This window comes from Nonomuraea zeae, from assembly GCF_005889725.1.
Taxonomy (GTDB): Bacteria; Actinomycetota; Actinomycetes; order Streptosporangiales; family Streptosporangiaceae; genus Nonomuraea; species Nonomuraea zeae.
Map to the genome: position 1 here is coordinate 1 of NZ_VCKX01000013.1, position 21,555 is coordinate 21,555.

Genomic DNA, 21,555 nt, shown 5'->3' on the forward strand with positions numbered 1-21,555 from the left:
GTACAACGGATGCCGCCCGTCCCCCCAGAGCAGGCCGATCCACGCCGCCAGCACCCGCAGGCACCACCGCCGCCCCGGAATCGCCAGCGCCTGGCAAGCCCGCTGCAACGCCTCCGACGGGCGAGCCACCAGCATCCGGTACACCCGCCAGGACGACACCTCCTGCGGGCGAGGAGCCTGCTAGCAAGACCAGCAGGGGCGAGACGCCCGCCACGGAGGCTCCCGCAGACGGCACGTCCGCAACGGAGACCTCCGCTGGCGACGAGACTCCCAGGCAAGCCGGCCCCAGCGCGCCGCCGAAGCCCTCGACGAGCGCAACGGAGCCGCCCCCGGGCGCGCCCGGCGAGAGCACGCAGGCGCAACCAAGCCCCGAGCCCAGAGGCGGGCGGCCGCGCCGCGCGACCTCGAACGTACGCGGAATCCGTCCCCCCGGCGCGCTCCCCGCCCGTCCACAGTCCGACGTCCCGCCCTCCTCAACTCATGACGAGAAGGACACCGGCTCCTCCACAGGCGGAAAGCCCGGCACCAGCCATGAGGCCGACTCCTCAGGAAGCGGAGAGCCGAGCCCCAGACCGGAGACCGGCAGCGACACCGGCTCGTCCACAGGCACGGAGCCTGGAACCAGCCCTGAGACGGCCGGCGGAAGCGACACCGGCTCCTCAACAGAGGCCAGGACGGCCACCGGCTCCACGACCGAGGACGGACGAGACTCGGGCTCGTCGGCACCCGACGCCACGGGCTCCGGCTCGCCGTCCACACCCGAGACGGGCTCCGGCTCGCCCTCAAGGCCCGAGAGGGACACCGGCTCACCATCAGCGCCCGAGACGGACGCCAGCTCGTCATCGGCGCCTGAGACAAACGCCGGGCCCACGGAGACAGAGACCGGACCTTCCACGGAGACAGGCACCAGACCCTCCACGGAGACGGGCACCGGACCCTCCACAGAGTCGGGGCAACCCGGGCCCGGGGGACCGGCTTCATCCACAGGCCAGCCGCCCGCACAAAACTTGTCCACAGCCACGGGTGAACCGCAACCGGAGTCCGGGCCGGAGGAGCAGACTTCTTCCGCGAGCCCGCGCCGACGCAGGATGGCCGATCCACGGTCCATCCGACCGCCGGGGCGGCTCGACCCTGACGAGACGAGGGAGTCCGAGGAGGAGTCGTGACCGAAGCGGTGCCCTCCTACCTGTCACCCACCGGGCAAGAGGTCGTCTTCTTGCTGCTGGGCGCGGTAGCGGTCGGATCGGCGCTGCTCGTTGTCATGACCCGGCAATTGGTCCATGCCGCGCTCTGGCTCGTGGTGAGCTTCGGCGCGCTGGCCGGGGGCTATCTCGTGCTGACCGCCGAGTTCGTGGCCTGGGTGCAGGTCCTGATCTACGTCGGTGCGGTGGTGGTGCTGATGCTGTTCGGCATCATGCTCACCCGCGCGCCCATCGGCCGCTCCGCCGACCTCGACAGCGGCAACCGGCTGGTCGCCGCGGTGGTGGCGGTGGCGACGGCGGCCGTCCTGGTCACGGTGGTGATCGACGGTTTCCGTACGGCCTACACCCCGCTCAAGCCGGGCGCGGGAGGCGCGGAAGCGCTGGGCGCGAGCGTGTTCGCCACCTGGGTGCTGCCCTTCGAGGCGCTGTCCGTGCTGCTGCTCGCCGCCTTGATCGGTGCCATCGTGCTGTCCCGTACGGACATTCCCGGCGGCCCACCCCCAAGCGAGGACGCCAGCCCTCCGCCAGGCGACACCGCACCACCCGACCAGGCCCAGCCCAGCTCGCCACCCGACCAGACCGGGGGTAGGTAGTGCACATCGTCTACCCGGCGGTCGTCTCCGCGCTCCTCTTCTCCGTCGGCGTCTACGGCGTGCTCGCCCGGCGCAACACGATCCTCGTGCTGATGTCGGTCGAGTTGATGCTCAACGCCGTCAACCTCAACCTGGTGGCGTTCGACGTTTGGCTGGGCGACCGCCTGCACAGCGGCCAGGTGCTCACCCTCTTCGTCATCGTCATCGCGGCCGCCGAAGTGGGGCTGGGCCTGGCGATCGTGCTGGCGCTCTACCGCAACCGCCGCACCGTCGACATCGACCATCTACGCGACCTCGCAGAGCCCGACGCACTCAGCGCGTCCGACGCACCCGGCGAACCGGCCGCACTCGGCGAGCCCGATGCACCCGTCAAGCTCGGCGACGATCAGGCGGCGGCCACGGCGGCGGCAGCGACACCCAGCAGCCATGAGCCTGGCGGCCTCTCGCCGATCCCGGCAGCATCACCAGGCCAAACCGCCCACAACCCTGCGGACACCGACGTTCATCCACAGAACGCAAACCAAGCAGAGCAGCCGACCGAAGAGAGCCAGGCGAGCCAGGTAGAGCAAGCAGGCCAGGCCGAGCAGGCGGGCCAGGCCGAGCAAGCCGGGCAGGCGAACCAGGCAGGTCAGGCAGGCGGCAAGGCGGAGACCGACGGCGGTCGTGCGGGCGAGCAGCCCGTCAAACGAGGTGGTCCGCGATGACGACGTTCCCACTGCTGGCCGTACTCCTCCTAGCCCTCGCAGCCTTCGCGGGCCTCCTGCTCCCACGCTGGCCCCACCGACGCCCACCCCACAACAACAACAAAACCACCACCACCCCACAAACCAGCACAACACGACAAACAGGAGCATCCGGGCAGGCCGTAGCGGAGGCCGCAGCCGGCAAACGCGCCAACACCCGTGCCGCCTGGCTGGCGATCATCCCCACAGCCGCCGCGGCGATCCTCGCCACCTGGCTCGCCTGGGACCCCGGCTTCGCCTATCTCAACGGCGCCACCACGTCCCGCCCCACCGGCCAGACCTACGGCACGATCGTCACCGGCGGCATCCCGATCTCGCTCACCCTCCAGGCCGACAACCTGTCGAGCATCCTCGGCGTCCTGGTGACCGCGGTGGCCCTGGCCGTGCAGGTCTACTCGGTCGGCTACCTCAAGGACGACCCGCGCTACCCCTCCTACAGCGCGTTCATCAGCCTGTTCACCAGCGCCATGCTCCTGGTCGTCTACGCGGGCGACCTCCTGGTCCTCTACGTGGGCTGGGAGATCATGGGCCTCTGCTCCTACCTCCTCATCGGCCACTGGTGGGAAGACCGCGACAACTCGCGCGCGGCGATCAAGGCGTTCCTCGTCACCCGCCTGGGCGATGTCGGCTTCCTCTTCGGCATCTTCGTGCTCGGCACGGCGGCGGGCAGCTTCCGCATCGCCGACGTGGTGAGCAAGGTGCCCGAGATGTCCGCGGCCACCCTGGTGACCGCCACGATGCTGCTGCTGGCCGGGGTGGCGGGCAAGAGCGCGCAGGTCCCGCTGCACACCTGGCTCCCCGACGCCATGGCGGGCCCGACGCCGATCAGCGCGCTGATCCACGCCGCCACCATGGTCGCCGCCGGCATCTTCATCGTGGCCAGGCTCTTCCCGGTGTTCCTCGCCGCCCGGCCCACCCTCGACGTGCTCGCGGTCCTGGCCGGGCTCGGCATGCTGGGCGCCGCGCTGGCCGCGCTCGCCCAGGACGACCTGAAACGCGTGCTCGCCTACTCCACGGTCAGCCAGCTCGCCTACATGGCGGGTGGCCTGGCCGCGGGCTCCGACACGGCGGCCATCTTCCACCTGCTGACCCACGGCGCGTTCAAGGCCCTGCTGTTCCTCTGCGCGGGCGCGGTCATCCACCACGTCGGCTCCAACCTGATGACCCAGATGGGCGGGCTGCGCCGGGAGCTGCCGGTGACGTTCGTGACGATGACGATCGGGTTCGCCGCCCTGATGGGCATCCCGCCGGCCAGCGGCTTCTTCAGCAAGGACGGCGTCCTGCTGGCCATGGACGACGCGCTGACCAGCGGCGGGCTCACGGACGCCGCCGCCCTCCTCCTGTACGGCTGCGCCCTCGCGACCGTCGCCGTCACCGGCGCGTACGCGGCCAGAGCCTGGCTGCGCACCTTCTTCGGCGAGGCCAGGACCGTCGCGCTGCCCGAGCCGGAGCCCGGCACCGCCCACATCGTGGACGTCACCGAGGCCCCCCGGACCATGCTCGTCCCCGTCATCCTCCTCGCGGTCCCGGCCCTGCTGCTGGGCTTCGCCGGCGAGCTGCACCTGGACCTCGGCGTGGCGGCCATCAGCATCGTGCTCGCCGTGCTCGGCGCCGGGGTGGTCTACGCGTTCTGGCGCAGCGATCCTCTCGCCGACCCGGCCCGCCTGCTGGGCCCGCTGCGCGGGCCGTGCGAGCGCGCGTTCTCCGTGGACGCTCTCTACGCCGCGCTGTTCGTCCGGCCGGTGCTGGCGCTGGCCAGGCTCGTCGTCAGGACGGATGACGTGGTCGTGGACGGGGCGGTGCGCGGCTCGGGCCGGTCGGCGCGCGGATTGTCCGGAGTGCTGCGACTGGCCCAGAACGGCAACGTCCAGCTCTACGTGAGCGGCCTCCTCGCTGGTGTCCTGTTGATCGCGGTCGGGGCGGTGGTCTTCACATGATGGGCTGGCTTCCCGTCGCAATGCTGGCCGTGCCGCTGGCCGGGGCCCTCCTGCTGCTCGTCTTCCCGCACGCGCTGCGCCCGGTGCTGCGTACGTACGGGATGGTCCTTTCCGGCCTCACGCTGGCGCTGGCCGTGCTGATGGTGGCGGCGTTCGACTACGGCGGGGCGGCGCGGTCGCAGTTCGAGGTGGACGTGCCGTGGATCCCGGGGCTGGGGCTCCGGTTCCATCTCGGAGTCGACGGGATCTCGCTGCCGCTGGTCGCGCTGACGGCGCTGCTGACGTTCCTCTGCTTCGTCTACCTGAGCTGGGGTGGCGGCGGCGGCCCCGGGCAGCTGCTGCGCGCCAGGCCGCGGGCGCTCGTGTTCACGCTGCTGGTGCTCGAAGTCGGCATGATCGGTACGTTCCTCGCGCTCGACCTGCTGCTCTTCTTCGTGTTCTTCGAGATCGTGCTCATCCCGATGTACTTCCTGATCGGCATCTGGGGCGGCGAGGGGCGGCGGGCGGCGTCCGTCAAGTTCATCCTCTACACGCTGCTCGGCTCGGTCGTGATGCTCCTCGGCCTGCTGCTCGTGTGGGCGCAGGCCGGGACGCTCGACATCGAGGCGCTGAGCGCGTCCCACGGCGCCGGAATGTCGAGATCGGTGCAGATCCTGGCGTTCGTGGCGATCGGCATCGGGCTGGCGGTCAAGACGCCCATGTGGCCGCTGCACACGTGGCTGCCCGACGCCCACACCGAGGCTCCGACGGTGGGCTCCGTGCTGCTCGCCGGCGTGCTGCTGAAGATGGGCACGTACGGCTTCGCGCGGATCGCCATCCCGGCCCTCCCCGAGGGCGCGGCGGCGGTGGCGCCGTGGCTGGGCGCGTTCGCCGTGGTCGGCATCGTCTACGGCGCCCTGGCCTGTCTCGCACAGCGCGACCTCAAACGCATGATCGCCTATTCGTCGGTCGGTCACATGGGCTTCGTCCTGCTGGGATTCGCCACGCTGACCCCCGTCGGCATCAACGGCGCCCTCTTCGCGAACGTCGCCCACGGCCTCATCACCGGCCTGCTGTTCTTCCTGGCCGGCGCGATCAAGGAGCGCTACCACACCGCCGACATGCCCTCGCTGGGCGGCGGCCTGCTCGCGACGATGCCACGGCTGGGCTCGGTGCTGACGTTCGCCGCCATCGCCTCGCTGGGGCTGCCGGGGCTGGCCGGGTTCTGGGGCGAGATGCTGGCGTTGCTCGGGGCGTTCCAGCCGGCGAACGGGCTGCCGCGCGGCCTCTTCCTCACCTACATGGTGATCGGCGGCCTGGGCGCGGTCCTCACCGCCGCCTACTTCGTGGTCATGCTGTCCCGCGTCACTCACGGCCGCCCGGAGGCCCGCGCCGCGCGCGTACACGCTCCGGACGAACGCCCCGTCGTGCCGCTCGGCGCACCCGAGACGCGCTCGGCGACGGCCACCCTGGATCCGGTGGGCTCGAACCCGGAGCCCTACGACAGCCGCTCAGGATCCCTGGAGCCGTACGACAGCTCCTCGGGATATCCGGAGCCGTACGACAGCCCTTCCACGCCTGCAGGGACTCCAGGGCCTCCAGGGACTCCAGGCGACGGCCCTGAGACGCCGGCACCGGACGACATCAGAGGCTACGAGCTGCTGGCCTGGACACCGCTGGTGGTCCTGACCCTGCTCTTCGGCCTCTGGCCCGGCCTGCTCCTGTCGCTCACCACGCCGCCCGTACAGACGCTGCTGGGAGCCGTCTCATGATCCAGCAGATCGACTATTTCGTGATCGCGCCACCTCTGGCGCTCGCGCTGGTGGCCGGGCTGGTGCTGCTGCTCGACGCGTTCCTCCCCGCCCGCCCGCGGACCAGGGCCACTCTTGGGCTCGTCACGCTGGCCGGCGTCCTGGTCTCCCTGGGCCTCGTCGTCGCCCAGGCCGCCGGGGGCGGCACGCCCCGATCGACCTTCTGCGTCCCGCCCAACCTCGCGGGCCCGGGCCGGCAGGCGGAGCTGTGCTCGTTCGTGGTGGACAGGTTCAGCCTGGTGTTCGCGGGCCTGGTGCTCGTGGCCGCCGTGGTGGTCGTCCTGCTGTCGATGACGCAGCTCGACGGCGGCGGCATTCCGGTGGGCGAGTGGTATTTCCTCCTGCTCTGCACCCTCGTCGGCGCGGTCACCCTGCCTGCCTCCCGAGACCTCATCATGCTCGTGGTCGCGCTGGAGCTGGTCTCGCTGCCGGTCTTCGCCCTCACCGCGCTGAAGCGCTACGACGGGCGCGGGTCCGAGGCGGCGGTGAAGCTGTTCGTGGTGTCGGTCGTGTCGACGGCCGTCATGCTGTTCGGCGTCTCCCTCCTGTACGGCATCGCGGGCACCGTCTACCTGTCCCGCCTGGCGGCCGTCTTCAGCGGCCGGATCCCGGCGCCAGGCGTGCTCGCGGGCCAGCTGCCGGTGACGGGTCAGGAGCTGCCCACCGTCGTCACGGTGGGGGTCGTCCTCGTGGTGGCGGGGTTCGCCTTCAAGATCGCCGCCGTGCCGTTCCACTCCTGGGCGGCCGACGTCTACCAGGGCGCGCCCGTCCCCGTGGCCGCGCTGCTGTCGGTGATCTCCAAGGCGGCCGGATTCGCCGGGCTGATCCTCGTACTGGTCGCCGCCCTGTCCGGGCAGGCCGCCACCTGGGCGCCGATCGTCGGCGTCATCGCCGCGCTGACCATGACCGCGGGCAACCTGCTGGCCATGCGGCAACGCTCCGCCGTACGCCTGCTGGCCTGGTCCTCCGTGGCGCAGTCCGGCTACATCCTGGCCCCGCTGGCGATCGCCGCGACCGGCTCAGCGCCCCCCACGGGGGACACCGCGGCCGCCACCTCCGCGCTCCTTTCCGAGAGCACCGCGGTCGGCACCTCCACGGCCTACCTGGTGATCTACGCCGCGATGAACCTCGGCGCCTTCGCCGTCGTCATGCTCGTCTCCAGGACCGCCGCCCGCAACGAGCTCGACGACTACCGGGGCCTGGCGTTCCGGAGCCCGCTGGCGGGCATCGCGCTGGCATTCTGCCTGGTCTGCCTGGCCGGGCTTCCTCCGGGCCTGGCCGGCCTCTTCGCCAAGGTCTTCGTCTTCCGCGAGCTCGTCGGAGGCGCGTCGGGGTGGCTGGCGCTGATCATGGCCGTCAACACCGTGATCGGCCTCTACTACTACGCCGCCTGGACAGCCCGCCTCTTCACCCCGTCCCCGTCCCCGGCACCGGCAAAGCGCGTTGCCCCGATGCGCGCCACGTGGCTGGCCATCGGTCTCGCCGTGGCGGTGGCCGTGCTGTTCTCGATCGCTCCCCAGCTCGTCCTGAACGCGACCTCCCTGTCCGCCTTCGGCTGACACGCTGCGCCGAGCGCCCGCACGGCGGCCTGGAAGCCGTACGAACGGCCCCCGGGCGCGTACCGGCAGGCCCCCACTCCATGCCCCTACGATGCGTCCTGGAGCGTGCGAAAAGTCGCACTCCGCCCTCAGCTGAGCACGGCGGGGAACGAAGGACCGGGTCATCATCGTTGGACCAGGTGAACCCAGACCCCGAAGGGGGGAACCTTGCACCACAACGGTCTGCGCACCGCCGTACTGCTCGGCGGCCTGTCGGCGCTGATAATCGCGGTGGGCGCGTGGTTGGGCGGCGGCACCGGTGCACGGATCGCGCTCCTGCTCGCCCTGGCGAGCAACGGTGTCGCCTACTTCTTCTCCGACCGCATCGCTCTGTCGGCCATGCGGGCCAGGCCGGTCAGCGAGGTCGAGCAGCCCACGCTCTACCGGATCGTGCGAGAGCTCTCCACCGAGGCACGCCAGCCGATGCCCCGGCTGTACATCTCGCCGACGGTGCAGCCGAACGCGTTCGCGACCGGCCGGAGCCCCCGCCAGGCCGCGGTGTGCGTGACGTACGGCCTGACCAAGCTGCTCGACGAGGCCGAGCTGCGCGGAGTGATCGGACACGAGCTGTCCCACGTCTACAACCGCGACATCCTGGTCTCCTCGGTGGCCGGCGCGCTGGCCACGATGATCACCTGGCTGAGCTATGTCGCCGTCTTCTTCGGCGGCTCCGACGACGACGAGGGCCCGGGCTTCCTGGGGGCGCTGCTGATGATGGTGCTCGGTCCGGTGGCGGCGGGCATGGTGCAGATGGCGATCTCCCGTACGAGGGAGTTCCAGGCCGACGAATCGGGCGCCAGGCTCACCGGCGACCCGCTCGCGCTCGCCTCGGCCCTGCGCAAGATCGAGATGGGTGCCCGGCGCCTTCCGCTCCCGGAGAACAGCCGCCTGACCTCGGCCTCCCACATGATGATCGCGAACCCGTTCAGCGGCTCCGGCTTCGGCCGCCTCTTCTCGACCCACCCGCCCACCTCCGAGCGGGTCGCCCGCCTCGAGCGCATGGCCGGCTACCGCCGCTGACCCCGATGCGCCGATTATCCGAGGCAGAGCGCAAGCTGTGGGACGCCTTCGCCACGGGTGAGACGGTCGAGCTGGGCCCCTTCGAGATCGGCGCCAGCCGTGCGGCAGGGGCGAACGCGCCCGCGGACGGCGACGCCTGGGGCCCCGATCGCTCGATCAGGGCCGAGGTGATCGCGGCGCTGCTGCTCGGTGCCCGTGACACCGGCACGGGCTCGGTCCCGGCGGTACGCCTGCGCGGCGCGCGGATCACCGGCCAGCTGGCCATCGTCGGGGGCACGATTCCGCACGAGCTCATCCTCAGCGGCTGCCATCTGGACGAACCCATCCGTCTCACCGGCTGCACCACCCGTACGATCCGCCTGACCGACTGCCGGTTCCCGGGCCTGAGCGGGGGCGGCATGCGGGTCGCCGGGCACCTCAGCCTGTCGGGATCGGACATCACCGGCACCGTCCGGTTGAACCGGGCCCAGTTCGAAAGCGGCCTGTGGCTCGGCGGCACGAAGGTGAGCGCCGACGCCGGCGAGGACTGGGCGCTGTACGCGAACACCATGGTCGTGGACTCCGGCACGTACATGCGCAACGCGGACTTCACGGGAGGAGTGAGCCTGGTCGGCTCCCGCTTGAACGGCGGGTTCTTCCTGGAGGGCGCGAAGCTCCGCAATCCCGGCAAAGAGGCCCTCGCCGCCGACAACCTGGCCGTCGAGGACAGCATGCGCTGCACCGACGACTTCCTGGCGCTGGGCTGCGTACGGCTGCGGGGCGCGCGGGTCAACGGCACGCTGTCCGTCGGCGGGATCGTCCGCAGCCCGGACACCCGGTATGCCCTCTATCTCAGCCACATGCAGATCCGCGAGCTCCACCTCATGCCCGACGAGCCCGTCGACGGCGTGGTCACCCTCGCCCACAGCACTCTCGGCACGTTGTACGACCATCCAGCCACCTGGCCCGCCAAACTGCGGCTGAGCGGTCTCAGGTACGACCGCCTGCGTGGGGCCGGTGACGCCGAGCGGATCGGCTGGGTGACGCGCGATCCGGAGGGCTTCAGGCCGCAGCCGTACGAGCAGCTGGCCGCCTGGTACCTCGGCGACGGCAACGACGCGCTCGCCCGCCGCACCCAGCTCGCGAAACTCCGGGCCAGGCGGCAGACCCAGGGCCTGGGCGGCCGGGTGTGGGGGCGGCTGCTCGACGGCGCGGTCGGCTACGGCTATCGCCCGTGGCTGGCCGGGCTGTGGTTCGCGCTGCTGCTGATGGTCGGGACGGTCGTCTTCGGCGTGAGCCCGCCCAGAGCCCTCAAACCGGCCGAGAGCCCCGATTTCAACTCCTTCGCCTACGCTTTCGACCTGTTGCTGCCGATCCCGGCATTCGGGCAACGAGAGCTGTTCGATCCGGCGGGGTGGACGCAGTGGCTCGCGTACGGGCTGATCATCTGCGGCTGGATCCTGGCGACGGCCCTGATCGCGGGTGCTACTCGAATTCTCCGCCCGCAATGACCTTCCGCAGGATCACCGCGAGATCTTCCGGGAAGAAGACCTCCTGGGTGTTCTCAAGCTCCTCGACGCTCCACCACCGGTGAGCGGTCGTCGTGTCCTTCTCGATCTGCTCCATGTGCTCGAACGACACGGCCGCGTTGGCGCCCACCCGGATCGCGAAGAACGTCTGATCCTGGGTGATGGCGTACTGGGCGAAGAAGAAATCGATCGTGCTCGTTCCGTACGGTCCGGTGAAGTCGTCCGCGGTCGCCCGGATGCCGACCTCTTCGTGCAGTTCGCGCGCCGCGGCTTCCTGCAGCGTCTCGCCATCCTCCATGGCCCCGCCGATGGTGAACCAGAACGGCTGCTCCGGCCGCGCGGGGTCGAAACCGTGGAGCAGGAGCACCCGGTCTTCGTCGTCAATCGGCAGAGCGCGGGCCGTGATGCGGCGCAGGGGGATCTTCGTCATGAATACCGAGCTTACGGTCGAACCAGGAGATACGCGTCCGAACACGACGCACACGGAGGGTCGAGGCCGAGCCTGGAGCGTGGCTTGGACAAGGAGGGCGCGCGTCCTTCGCCCGCGAGCGCCTCTCCTGGGAGGGCCTGTTCTGGGAGCGCCTGTCCTGGGGGCATCGGACGGGTGGCCCGGGACACAGGAGCAGCCGCGTCGCCGCGCTCACCCGTGTGCCCCGGATACGCCTTCCGTACACGCACCCCAGCCCCAAGCCGGACCCGTACCCCCGACCCAGCCGCAGCACCAGGACCCTGAGCCTCGATCCCCGCAGGACCTCGAACCCCTGACCTCGAACCCAGGGAACTACCCGGATGTGAAACCCCGACCATGACCCCCCAGATCGGGACCCCCAGATCGGGAACCCCGGATATGAAACCCCGGATATGAACCCCGCCCCACCAATCAGCGGTAGTTCACGAACTGCAGTGCGATATCCAAATCTTTACCCTTGAGCAGCGAGATGACATCCTGCAGGTCATCCTTCTTCTTGGAGCTGACCCGAAGCTCCTCGCCCTGAATCTGCGCCTTGATGCCCTTCGGCCCCTCGTCACGGATCAGCTTGGAGATCTTCTTCGCGTTCTCCTGGTCGATGCCCTCCTTCAGGCTGACCAGCATCCGGTATTCCTTGCCCGACAGCTTGGGCTCGCCCGCGTCAAGGATCTTCAGCGACAGACCCCGCTTGACCACCTTGTCCTTGAAGACGTCGAGTACGGCGCCCGCGCGCTCCTCGCTGTTCGCCTTGATCTCGATGTTGGTCTGCCCGGACCAGCTGATGCTCGCCCCGGTGCCCTTGAAGTCGAAACGGTGTCCGACCTCCTTCACCGTCTGGTTGAGAGCGTTGTCGACTTCCTGGTGGTCGATCTTGCTGACGATGTCGAAAGATGAATCGGCCAAAACACCCATCCTCTCGGCTGTGAAAGCACTGTCCGGATCCCGCTGCCTCCTGCGTACGCGGACGCGCGGACCCAGCGAACGAGCCTAGCCAGCATCGGCGCGCAGTGCAGGACCCCGACCCCTTGCTAACCCCAGGACGTCGAAGGAACATGTTTGCGACATATCGCAGTTTCCGCTCGGATTGGTAGGAATCATGCGAGTGATCGGGGCCGGCTTCGGCCGTACCGGAACCCTGTCCACCAAGTCCGCTCTGGAACGCCTGGGCTTCGGCCCATGTCACCACATGACCGAAGTGATCCAACACCGCGGCCAGGTGCGCCGCTGGCTGGACCTGGCCGAAGGCCGCCGGACGAACTGGGACTCCCTCTTATCCGGCTACTCCTCCAGCGTCGACTGGCCGGCGGCCGCGTACTGGCGCGAACTCGCCGACCACTACCCGGACGCCAAGGTCATCCTCACCGTCCGCGACCCGGACCGCTGGCTGGCCAGCATGAAAGCCACCATCTTCAAGCAGACGCAGCGCGGCGCCACCCTCCCCGGGCCGCACAATCCACCGCATCTCCACCCTCTTAGGCACCGACTTCGCCGCCCTCATCAAACTGACCGGCCTGGTGGTACGCGACCGCGTATTCGCCGGCCAGATGACCCCGGACCACGCACTCAAGACCTTCACCACCCACATAGAGGACGTCCAAGCCGCGATCCCCCCGGACCGCCTCCTGGTCTTCGACGTCAGGCAAGGCTGGCCGCCCCTGTGCGCCTTCCTCGGCGTCCCAACCCCCTCGGAACCCTTCCCCAGAGTGAACGACGCCGCCATGTTCCAGCAGCACGCCAGAGCCGCAGGACGCCTCCTGTTTCGGCGAAGCCGCTAACGCGGATCCGGCACGGGACAAACCGGTGTCACGTACACCTCGGAAGTCCGCTATTCTTCTGTCTGTCGCCGCGAGAGCGGATGGCACGGCAGGTTGCCCGAGTGGCCAAAGGGAGCGGTCTGTAAAACCGTCGGCTCAGCCTACGCAAGTTCGAACCTTGCACCTGCCACCAGCAGGACGATCGGCCCCTGACCAGCACAAACGCGGTCAGGGGTCGATCTCGTTCTGTCCGGCCGTCCACGGTCATCCACGGCCCACAACGGGTGGCTGTTCCCAATGCCTTCCCGCGGGCGGGACGATGGCGGACGGGATGATCAGTCAGGGGTGGTGCTCGGAGACCGGGGAGCGGCGCGTCGGGCAATGCATGCCGGTATGTCAGGCCGACGGCACCCGTACCACGCTCAAGGTGGTGGCGCTGCTCGGCGCCGAATCACCGGCCGACTCCTACGTCACCCCTCAGCACGCCCTGTCGGCGCTCCCGTCCGTCGCGTATGTGAAACTGCGACCCGGCATCTCTCCTGACATGGCGCGCAAGGCCCTAAACCCGGCCGCGCGTGGGTACAACGCGCCGGCCGTCACCAAGTCCGAATGGACGGGCGACTCGAGTGAGCGCCGTAACTCGGCCAGCCGGCTCGGGCTGCTCGTGGTGCTGGGGATCATGCTCGCGTACACCGCCATCGGGCTGGTCAACGCCCTGCTGATGGCCGCGTCGGACCGGGTGGGAGGGCGCGGCGTGCTCCGGCTCCTGGATGCCATCAGGGCAAAGGTTCTGAGGTACGTGACCATGGAGGCCCTGCTCGTGGTGGCTGTCGGGGTGGTGCTGGCGGCCGGGGCCACCGCGCTCAGCCTGCTCGGGCTGTGGGCCGCCCTGGTCCAGATCACGGGGTCTACAGGAGTGCCGATGCCGTAGGGGATGGTCGCCGCCGTGACGGGCGCGTGTGCCGTACTCGCCGTGCTTGGGGCGGCGACCCCCGCACTGCGCGCCTCGTCTGGCCCGCGAGCCTCGCAGACCGTCTCAGTGGCTGTCTATGGCCTGGCATGCTCTGCCGCCAGGGTCGCGGTGGCGAGCGTCACGGTTGCCGCCGCGGCTTCGCAATCTTAAGACCTCGTGGGCGTGGGTGTCGCCTCCGCGTCCCTCCTCGATGGCGTCGGGGCGGCCGAGGCAGGGTCGTCGCGCAGGGTTACAGGTAGACGTCTTACGAGACGCACGTCGCTGTGTCGAACATGTGATCTAAAACTTCTAGGATGCTGGTCTGGATCATGCTTACGATCTTGGCGTTCGCGTCGGCCGGGTCGATCGGTCGGCTCTCCATCCTGGCGGGCGCGATGACGCCCCCTGACCGAACGGAGATCCACATTGCGGCGTGCACTGGTCGCGTTAGGCATCGGCTTGAGCGTGCTGGGTTCTGCTGTCGTTCCTGGGGCGGCACAGGCAGCAAGTGTGTGGGGGGAACCGCTGGCTCAGACGACGGCGGAGGCTCAGGAGGTCGCGAAGTTCTGGCTCGACGACGGTGGCGCCAACCTGAGGAACGCCACGCCATACGCCGTGCAGACCATGGCCGGCGGGGAACGCCTGACCACGGACATCGTTCCGGACGGCCCTCCGGCTTCCATCCCGCCGCTGGAAGGGCCGGCCTTGCCCGAAGGGGCGGCACCCGCGGCTTCCGGCCGCGTGTTCTTCATCGGCAGTGACGGCGAGCCGCACTGGTGCACTGGCGCAGTGGTGAACTCGCAGTATCGGAACCTTGTCGCGACCGCAGGTCACTGCCTGCTGGACATCGAGGCCCCGATGGGCTCGCTCGACAAGTGGGTCTTCGTCCCCGGCTACTCCGACGGTGAGATCCCGTTCGGCCTGTACGTTGGGAAGCGGGCCGCTGTTCCCTATGACTTCGAGGACCTTCGGGACTTCGACCGCGATTACGCCTTCGCCAACGTGTACAGCGGTGTCGTCCTCTCCTCTCCCGACGTGCTGAGCAATGTCGGCAGGCTGGCCGACAACGTCGGCGCCCAGGGGATCACGATCAACCAGCCGCTCGCACCAACGGTTGACGTCTTCGGCTACCCCGCCGGTCCCCATCCTGACGGCAGCCTGCCCTACACGGGTGAGACGCTCGAACGGTCGACGGGATCGACCTTCGCGATGAACACCACGCTCTTCCGGGCCGGCCGTCCCATCGGCGCGAACTCCCCGTTCACCGCGGAAGGCTCGCTCGGGTCCTCGTGGCTGACCGGTTATGCGAGCGACAGCCGCACCGGCCATCTCAACGGCATCACCGTCAGCGTCTCCGACACCGATGGCGACAACCGGTATGACACTGGCATATCGCCGTACTTCGACAGTGAGCTGTACATGGTCTACAGGAACGCCGCGAGCTTCTGGACCGGCGTCATCGCCTAGGCAATCTCACATGTCAAGCAGTGCCCGCCCCGGAGGGCGGGCACAGTGCCATAGGTCTGGAGCCGTTCATCCTTTACCGGAGGCGTTTGATCTGGGGATCACGTACGAGGTGATCAGCTTGCCCCGACGACATCGAGGTGCGGCTGGAGGGCACGAGAGTCCCGAAAGCTGATCGTTCCCAATGCGTCCCCAGACGGGCATCCTGTCCGCGTAAGCGCAGGTCAGGAGCTGATTGCGACGGGTCTGTAAACCGTCGGCTCAGCCTACGCAAGTTCGAACCTTGCACCTGCCACACCAGCGGAAAGAGGCCCGTCACCAGCGGAAACGCGGTGACGGGCCTCTTGCGTTGTATCCGATTGTCTACAGGCGCGGACTGCGAACGCCACGATTGCGATCTCGATGTTGCGATCCTCGGTCGCCCCGGAGGGCGACCGCCACCGGGCCATCGCGGTGGATCTCCACCACGTCGCAGACTCCGACGAGGGCGAGCCGGTCATGCCAGCGGGGAAGGGCACGCATGGTTCGTATGGCGCTACGTGTCTCGTATCCTGGCTCGTGGACGCGCTGATGCATGAGGGTGCCACGGGCGGTTGACGCCTGGTCAGCTTGGCCAGCCTCGGCCGAGTGCCGCACCGCTGGCAACGACAACGCGGCGTCCGCTGGATACACGTTGCGGACGTTCGGGGCGCGCCATACGCACCGGTTGACGGTCACCGTTCCGACCATCGTGGCCAGGAGGTGGTGATGTCCCATCTCCACCCGCCGTCCTAGCACGATGTCGGCCCCGGTGACGTCCAGGGCCACCCCGTCATGGCGGGCGCGGTGAACATGCTGCCGCTCACGCGACCGCGCCGGATCAGCGGCTGAAGCTGCGGCAGGGAGAGTGCCGCGCCCGAGTTCGGCCCGGGCGGGCGGCGTCGCGTTCTACGAGCTGGGCGTGGGCGGCGTGTTCGGCCTCGCGCCGGTCAGGTCGGTGTGGCGGCGGCGGATCAGCGGCCAGGTCGCCGACGGCGCCTGCTCGGCGGTGGTGCGGGCTGCTTGCTCGAGTGTGGGGCCGGTCTACTTCAGCAGCCGGGCACGCTCAGCCAGGTCGGCCTGGCGCTCACACACCGCGGGCAGTTCGGCGCGTTCGCTGGCGATCTGTACCAGTGCGGAAGAGCCACACCCAACTCGGCATTGCTCCCTGCTGGCCTGTGAGGATCACAGGTTGGAGAAGTGGCGGGACTGCGAAAGCCAGATGAGCCTGCAAGATGAGGGCTCTCCCGCCAACTAAGTAGCGCAAAGCAGCGTCCCACATACCGTTCGTGTTCACACGGAGCCGGAGGGGACGCCATGCCCAGCAAATCCAAGTCAGGCAACCAGGGTGGGGCATGGGGCTGCCTCGCATTAATCGCCTTTGTTGTCGTCGGCTGCAACGCCCTCTTCGTCGGCAACGACCAAGAACCCGCAGCCGTGGCCAGCGCGCCTCCGATCACGTCGCACACCATCTCTTGGACGCCCTCTTGGACGCCGACACCGGAACCCGTTGAGGACATCGAAGACCTCGACGAGGACGGCATCGAAGACCGCTACGACGACGATAAAGACGGCGACGGCGTGATCAAGTCCCGCGACCGCGACGACCGCGACCCCGATATGGGGAGGCGTTCGCCGAAGCGCACTCCCAAGCCCAAGGCCGTAGCGGAACCGGAGCCGGCACCGCTCGCTAGAGCACGCCCGGGCGGCTTCTGCGGCAGTCCGGGAGCGGTAGGCGTCGCGTCGAACGGGCGCACCTACATCTGCCGCGACGGACACTGGCGGCGGTAACGCCTCGTGTGACCTACTCACCACACGCAACGAGCCTGGAGGGGGACGACACCATGACCATCGTCTTCATCACCGAAAAGGGAGACTGCTGGCATACGAGACGGGACTGCCATGGGGCTGGTAGGCGGCCAGATGAGCAGCGAATCCGAAGGCCGGGAACCGCGCGCGATCGACGAGGCGGAACTAAGTGCGGCCGTTGCAGCAGGCAAGAAGGCGTGCGGTGTCACCACCTGCGCAGGGCAACCTCCTGACGCCGCGCGGTAGATGATCAACGAGAGAGCGGCTCCCACCACGATGGAGAGCCGCCCTCAACCCGGCTGCTGATTAAACCGCCCGAGCCGAGAACGGCCATGGCACGGGCTCGCAAGACGTAAAGCTTGATCGTTCCCATACGTTCCCGGACGAGCGCTTCGAGTCGAGTAAGTGCAGGTCAGAGGCCCTACGGGGCTCTTCTGCTTTTCGGGGTGTGCAGCCCTGAGCGGCCGATTGTCGCTGGTCACGGGGTACACGCGGGATGGATCATGGAGCGTTTCCCCAGGTGGATGTCCATGATCCGGAAGACGTGCGGGATGACGGGCCTCCAGCTCTCTGAGCTGGGCTCGCCAGCGTTGGCGCTCGGCCACGATGCGCAGGAGGCGTACGGCGAGGGGCGGCACGTTGGCGTCTCCGGGCGGGATGGGCCGCCAGATGTAGCGGTGGGGGTCGGTCGGTTCGTCGGCCTGGCCGAGGCTTCCAGGACCCAGGCGCGGCGGTCCTGCTTGTGCTCAACAAGGGTTTGATGCCCCTATGGATGTCAAGTCTCGGACCTGGGCGCTGGAATTGATGATAAAACGGTGGACTTCGCGCGCGATGTAGCGCTTCAGGCACCGGATGGCCTCCCGACGAGTCTTTCCGTCAGCGGTGCGTTTGCGCAGGTACTCCTGAGTACGTGGGTCCCAGCGCAGGCGGCTGAGCGTGATCCGGTAGAGGGCCGCGTTGGCCTGGCGGTCACCGCCGCGAATCAGCCGTCGCCGGCTGGACTTCCCGGATGACGATTCCAGCGGACTCACCCCGCACAGAGCAGCGAAGGACGCTTGGCTGGCGAGCCTGTCTGGGTTGTCACCCGCAGCGATGAGGAGAACAGCGGCACTGTCAGGCCCTATGCCGGGCTGCTGGAGGAGCACAGGAGCTGCGACCTCGACAGCTGTCGTGATGTGCTTGGACAGTTCGTTGATCTCTCCGGTCAGATACTGGATTCGCTCGGCCAGGAGCTTGAGCGTGTAGAGCATGGCGCTCGCGAGATCGGTGGCCGCCGCGCGATCCAGTACAGCGCACGCGGTAATCAGCCGTGGGACAGACAGTCCTGCAAGACGATCACGCAAGGCGGGATCAGCAGAGACCAGCAAAGCTTTGAGCTGGTTGATCGACTGCGTGCGCGCCTTGATCGCGGAATCCTTGGCGACTTTGAACAACCTCAGCATTTCGACCGGACCGTCAGCGCTCTTCCAAGAGCAGTCGCCTGCCCGGCCAGGACGGCCCGGGCCGCGTTCTCCGCGTCGATCACGTCGCTCTTGCCCCGGCGGCGACGCTCTGCCCGGTTCGGCCGGTTGACCTCCACAACCGTGAGCCTCTCGGCTTGCAGATGCCGGGTCAGTGCCGCCCCGTAGGATCCTGTGCCTTCGACTCCCGCACGCCGCACCTGGCCCAGCGAGCGAGCCCAGGCTACGAGCTGCTGATAGCCCGCCACTGTGGTCGGGTCGACGTCGGGCTCGGGCATGCTGACGGTGGTCATCTGGCTCCTTGAACGACCTGTGAGGGGATGGCCGTCGTCGGGCCGGCGTGACGGTCAGAACTGTGACGGTGCCTTGTAGCGGCAAGGCCCCTATCGGGACACGTCTGCCGGCTCGACGCCTGCAAGCACCGCCCGGAGCAAGGACCGGCAGATCAATCCAAAGGCAGCAAGGCCAGTTAGACCACGGGCCAGGACCTCGTCCGGACGGCACAAGACGATCCTCACAGTTGGACCAGACCTGCGGGAGACCAGGACCCGGCGCCCGGCTCAGCCGAGGTGTCCAGGCTTGTGCGCCTTGGAGCGGCACCGGCCGGGAGCCATCCCCGCCTTCTTAGTGGTTTGAGAAGATCGTTCATGTTCGGTGTGGTGGGATGACGATCGGTGTATAGATCGCCAGAGTGGTCAGATGCCCCCTGATCGTTACCCCTCGGATCTGACCGATGAGCAGTGGGAACTGATCGAACCCCTGCTGCCCGAGCCGAACACCGGCGGGGCGTCCGGAGAAGCACCCGCGCCGGGAGATCGTCAACGCCATCTGGTATATGGTGCGCTCCGGCTGCCTGTGGCGCTATCTGCCCACCGACCTACCGCCCTGGCAGACCGTGTACTGGTACTTCCAGCAGTGGGAAGCCGCCAGCATCACCGAGATGCTCCTGGCCGAACTGCGGGTCAAAGCCCGGCGGCAGGCCGGCCGTGACGACGAACCATCGGCGGGGATCGTCGACTCCCAGAGCGTCAAGGGCGCCGACACCGTCGGCCGTGACAGCCGCGGCTACGACGCCGGAAAGGAAATCACCGGTCGCAAGCGGTTCATCATCGCCGACACCACCGGCCTGCTCGTCACGGTCGCAGTCATGGCCGCCAACTGGCAAGACCGTAACGGCGCCAAGACTGCGCTGCTGTCGGCCCACATGGCCACCCCGATCCGGTACGTTTTCGCCGACCCGGGCTTCGCCGGACGGCTGGTGGACTGGGCCCGCGACACCCTGCGCACCACCTTGCAGATCGTGCGCAAGCCCGCTGATCAACCGGGGTTCAGCGTCATCTCACGACGCTGGGTTGGTAGAGAGGACGTTGGCTTGGCTGACCACCTGCCGACGGCTGGTCCGCAACTACGAACGCGACCCCACCATCTCCGAAGCGGCCGCCATCGCGGGCATGATCCGACGCCTTACCCGCGGCGGACCAGCCCAACGCCAAGCGCGTCACCTCTGCGACTAACCCCTCAAACGATCATCTCAAACACACACTTAGGCTGTACGCCATAGCGGAGCCAGTTCGGGCAGGTGGGTGAGCAGGGCTCGTAGCGCAGGGCGTCGAGCATGCGAGCGGCGTGCTCGCGCTGGGCCTGGCCGCCGTCGAGGGTGTCGCCAATGGATTTCGTGAGGTACTTGGACAGGTACCGGATGCACTGATCGGTATCTGGGGTTCCGGCGAGAACGCCTCGCACGTCCAATCACGCCGCTTGCCACTCTCAGTCCAGGCACCCTCTATGGCCGCTCCTGCGCCGGATCGGCTCCCGGGCGATGGTGAAGGGCGGCCGGCTTTCGCCCGGTGTCCTTGGTCGGGCCGGGAGCGAGGGGGCCCGTACGCTGGCCCGGCGGGTCGGGCAGGTTCCTTCCTGCCCGCAAGTGTCCGACTGGGTCCCCTCGCTTCGGGACCCGGCGCGGCCAAGGCGGGTGAAGCAGGTCGCCCGGCTCCGACCTCGACTGCTTCGTCCCGAAGCCACATCACCGGAGCGTCGACCTGACTCAGCAGGAGGTGGTCGTCTCGGCTACGCAGGAATCGGTGCCCGGCCCGCCGTTGGCGGTGTCGGTGCCCGACCCGCCCAGGATCCGGTCGTTGCCGGCTTCGCCGTCGAGGGTGTCGTTGCCGTCGTCGCCGCTGATGTCGTCGTCGCCGTTGCCGCCGAAGACGGTGTCGTTGCCGGAACCGGCGGCGACCCGGTCGTTGCCCGCGAAGGGGAGGATGACGTCGTCGCCGCCCAGCGCGGCGATACGGTCGGCGAACGGTGACCCGCAGATGACATCGGCGCCCGCGGTGCCGACGATGGTCTGCCCCGACGTGGCGGTGCGCCGGTCGATGGTGCAGCCCGGTCCGTTCTGGAGCGTCCCGTCGACACTGTTGGTGTTGAAGAAGCCGCTGCCGGTCTCTGCGGGGTTGTTGGTGAGGACTAGGCCCGTTTCCACGTTTAGCGCGCGGGTTTCGCCCTGAGCCGACGCCACGTTGTCGTGAAGCAAGATCCGGTCGGAGAAGAGGTACGCGTCGTCGTGTGGCCCCGCGATCGGCGAGCGAACCGACTGAGCCGGGACGGGAGCACCGCGGAAGTTGTAGCTTGCGCTCTGCGTCGCGCTCATCCCTGCTTGGTCCATGAGCGCGTAGCCCTGGTAGGAGAACTTGGCGGTGGAAAGCGAGGCCCCCGGCGGCGTATGCACGTTCAGCGAGAGCGTGCATGCCTTATCCGAGGCATCATCACCAGGTTCGATGAGCGTCTCGTATGAGCTGAATGTAACGGTGAACGCCTTGCCGTCGGGGCTGATCGCCGCCTCCCATGTCCCGGGCGGGCACCCGTTTCCGTTCGCACTGACGCTCGAGATGTATGCCTCGGCCGGGTTGGGGGCAGAGGAGGCCGCGACCGCGGGCGTCATGACTGCTGCGGTGAGGACGGCGGCGGCGAGTGTACCTGCGGCTAGTTTGGGGAGTGTGTTGCGCATGAGCAATGGCATAGGACATTCCTTTCCGTGGTGAACGTTCCCAGCGAGAACGTCAGGTGATTTCCTGAGGCTCGTTGACCTGTGTCAGAACGAGCTCGTGAATGGTGTCGCGGTAGCGCGGATGTCGGAGCTGTTCTTTTTTCGTATCCGCCCGCACCGCTGCGATAGTGCGATAAGGGAGATACCCCGGCGTCAAGTATGAAAGACGCACGCACGTTTATAGGCGGGCAA

General features: G+C 68.5%; 18 protein-coding genes, 1 tRNA gene and 2 pseudogenes. 14 read left to right on the forward strand and 7 right to left on the reverse strand.

What is annotated here, in order from left to right:
• Positions 1–478: 478 nt before the first annotated feature.
• Positions 479–931, reverse strand: a complete 453-nt coding sequence (locus ETD85_RS06315; RefSeq protein ID WP_138688657.1) for a hypothetical protein — start codon at positions 929–931, stop codon at positions 479–481.
• Between the two features lie 231 nt (positions 932–1,162).
• Between ETD85_RS06315 and ETD85_RS06320 the strand changes: the two genes are divergently transcribed.
• From ETD85_RS06320 to ETD85_RS06350, 7 genes are all read left to right on the forward strand, one after another.
• Complete coding sequence (locus ETD85_RS06320) at positions 1,163–1,795, forward strand: NADH-quinone oxidoreductase subunit J family protein (protein ID WP_138688658.1); 633 nt, start codon at positions 1,163–1,165, stop codon at positions 1,793–1,795.
• Positions 1,795–2,499, forward strand: a complete 705-nt coding sequence (nuoK, locus tag ETD85_RS67865) for an NADH-quinone oxidoreductase subunit NuoK (protein WP_276617182.1) — start codon at positions 1,795–1,797, stop codon at positions 2,497–2,499. Before ETD85_RS06320 ends, nuoK begins: the two co-directional genes overlap by 1 nt.
• Complete coding sequence (locus tag ETD85_RS06330) at positions 2,496–4,475, forward strand: NADH-quinone oxidoreductase subunit 5 family protein (RefSeq protein ID WP_138688659.1); 1,980 nt, start codon at positions 2,496–2,498, stop codon at positions 4,473–4,475. Before nuoK ends, ETD85_RS06330 begins: the two co-directional genes overlap by 4 nt.
• Entirely contained in the window at positions 4,475–6,226 is a 1,752-nt protein-coding gene (locus tag ETD85_RS06335) for a complex I subunit 4 family protein (RefSeq protein ID WP_138688722.1), read from the forward strand. Before ETD85_RS06330 ends, ETD85_RS06335 begins: the two co-directional genes overlap by 1 nt.
• The gene (locus ETD85_RS06340; RefSeq protein ID WP_138688660.1) at positions 6,223–7,824 is read left to right on the forward strand and encodes an NADH-quinone oxidoreductase subunit N; all 1,602 of its coding nucleotides are present in this window, start codon (positions 6,223–6,225) and stop codon (positions 7,822–7,824) included. Before ETD85_RS06335 ends, ETD85_RS06340 begins: the two co-directional genes overlap by 4 nt.
• A 207-nt stretch (positions 7,825–8,031) precedes the next feature.
• A complete protein-coding gene (htpX, locus tag ETD85_RS06345) occupies positions 8,032–8,883 on the forward strand; it encodes a zinc metalloprotease HtpX (RefSeq protein WP_138688661.1) in 852 nt (283 codons plus the stop codon).
• A gap of 5 nt (positions 8,884–8,888) precedes the next feature.
• Entirely contained in the window at positions 8,889–10,373 is a 1,485-nt protein-coding gene (locus tag ETD85_RS06350) for a hypothetical protein (RefSeq protein WP_138688662.1), read from the forward strand.
• Here ETD85_RS06350 and ETD85_RS06355 read toward each other — a convergent pair.
• Entirely contained in the window at positions 10,348–10,866 is a 519-nt protein-coding gene (locus tag ETD85_RS06355; RefSeq protein ID WP_138688663.1) for an NUDIX hydrolase, read from the reverse strand. The two genes, ETD85_RS06350 and ETD85_RS06355, sit on opposite strands and share 26 nt — an antisense overlap.
• A 405-nt stretch (positions 10,867–11,271) precedes the next feature.
• Positions 11,272–11,763: a YajQ family cyclic di-GMP-binding protein gene (locus ETD85_RS06360; protein ID WP_138688664.1), complete on the reverse strand. Its 492-nt coding sequence runs from the start codon at positions 11,761–11,763 to the stop codon at positions 11,272–11,274.
• Positions 11,764–11,956: 193 nt separating this feature from the next.
• On the opposite strand from ETD85_RS06360, the pseudogene ETD85_RS66685 reads away from it, so the two are divergent.
• The 6 genes and pseudogenes from ETD85_RS66685 to ETD85_RS06390 all read left to right on the forward strand — a co-directional run.
• Positions 11,957–12,226, forward strand: a pseudogene (locus tag ETD85_RS66685) (sulfotransferase family protein); the annotation flags it as partial.
• Positions 12,227–12,404: 178 nt separating this feature from the next.
• The gene (locus ETD85_RS66690; protein ID WP_206058129.1) at positions 12,405–12,635 is read left to right on the forward strand and encodes a sulfotransferase; all 231 of its coding nucleotides are present in this window, start codon (positions 12,405–12,407) and stop codon (positions 12,633–12,635) included.
• Positions 12,636–12,722: 87 nt separating this feature from the next.
• Positions 12,723–12,807 (forward strand) — tRNA-Tyr (locus tag ETD85_RS06370).
• Positions 12,808–12,945: 138 nt separating this feature from the next.
• The gene (locus ETD85_RS06375; RefSeq protein WP_138688665.1) at positions 12,946–13,545 is read left to right on the forward strand and encodes a hypothetical protein; all 600 of its coding nucleotides are present in this window, start codon (positions 12,946–12,948) and stop codon (positions 13,543–13,545) included.
• 447 nt (positions 13,546–13,992) lie between these two features.
• Positions 13,993–15,033 (forward strand): trypsin-like serine peptidase, encoded by a 1,041-nt coding sequence (locus ETD85_RS06380; protein ID WP_138688666.1) that lies wholly within the window; start codon positions 13,993–13,995, stop codon positions 15,031–15,033.
• A gap of 1,332 nt (positions 15,034–16,365) precedes the next feature.
• Positions 16,366–16,839 carry a hypothetical protein gene (locus ETD85_RS06390; protein WP_138688667.1) on the forward strand — a complete coding sequence of 158 codons (474 nt, stop codon included), beginning with the start codon at positions 16,366–16,368 and terminating at the stop codon, positions 16,837–16,839.
• Positions 16,840–17,603: 764 nt separating this feature from the next.
• Here the strand turns inward: ETD85_RS06390 and ETD85_RS06400 are convergent.
• Together ETD85_RS06400 and ETD85_RS64510 are read right to left on the reverse strand one after the other, a co-directional pair.
• Positions 17,604–18,299, reverse strand: a complete 696-nt coding sequence (locus tag ETD85_RS06400) for a transposase (RefSeq protein WP_206058130.1) — start codon at positions 18,297–18,299, stop codon at positions 17,604–17,606.
• Positions 18,293–18,610 (reverse strand): IS110 family transposase, encoded by a 318-nt coding sequence (locus tag ETD85_RS64510; protein WP_206058131.1) that lies wholly within the window; start codon positions 18,608–18,610, stop codon positions 18,293–18,295. Before ETD85_RS64510 ends, ETD85_RS06400 begins: the two co-directional genes overlap by 7 nt.
• 476 nt (positions 18,611–19,086) lie before the next feature.
• Between ETD85_RS64510 and ETD85_RS06405 the strand changes: the two are divergent.
• Positions 19,087–19,878 (forward strand): annotated as a pseudogene (locus ETD85_RS06405) (IS5 family transposase); the annotation flags it as partial.
• On the opposite strand, the gene ETD85_RS67230 reads toward ETD85_RS06405, so the two are convergent.
• Both ETD85_RS67230 and ETD85_RS65500 read right to left on the reverse strand, forming a co-directional pair.
• Complete coding sequence (locus ETD85_RS67230) at positions 19,836–20,060, reverse strand: replication initiator (protein ID WP_338087124.1); 225 nt, start codon at positions 20,058–20,060, stop codon at positions 19,836–19,838. The pseudogene ETD85_RS06405 and the gene ETD85_RS67230 overlap by 43 nt on opposite strands.
• A gap of 301 nt (positions 20,061–20,361) precedes the next feature.
• A complete protein-coding gene (locus ETD85_RS65500; RefSeq protein ID WP_276617184.1) occupies positions 20,362–21,324 on the reverse strand; it encodes a DUF4360 domain-containing protein in 963 nt (320 codons plus the stop codon).
• Between the last annotated feature and the right edge of the window lie 231 nt (positions 21,325–21,555).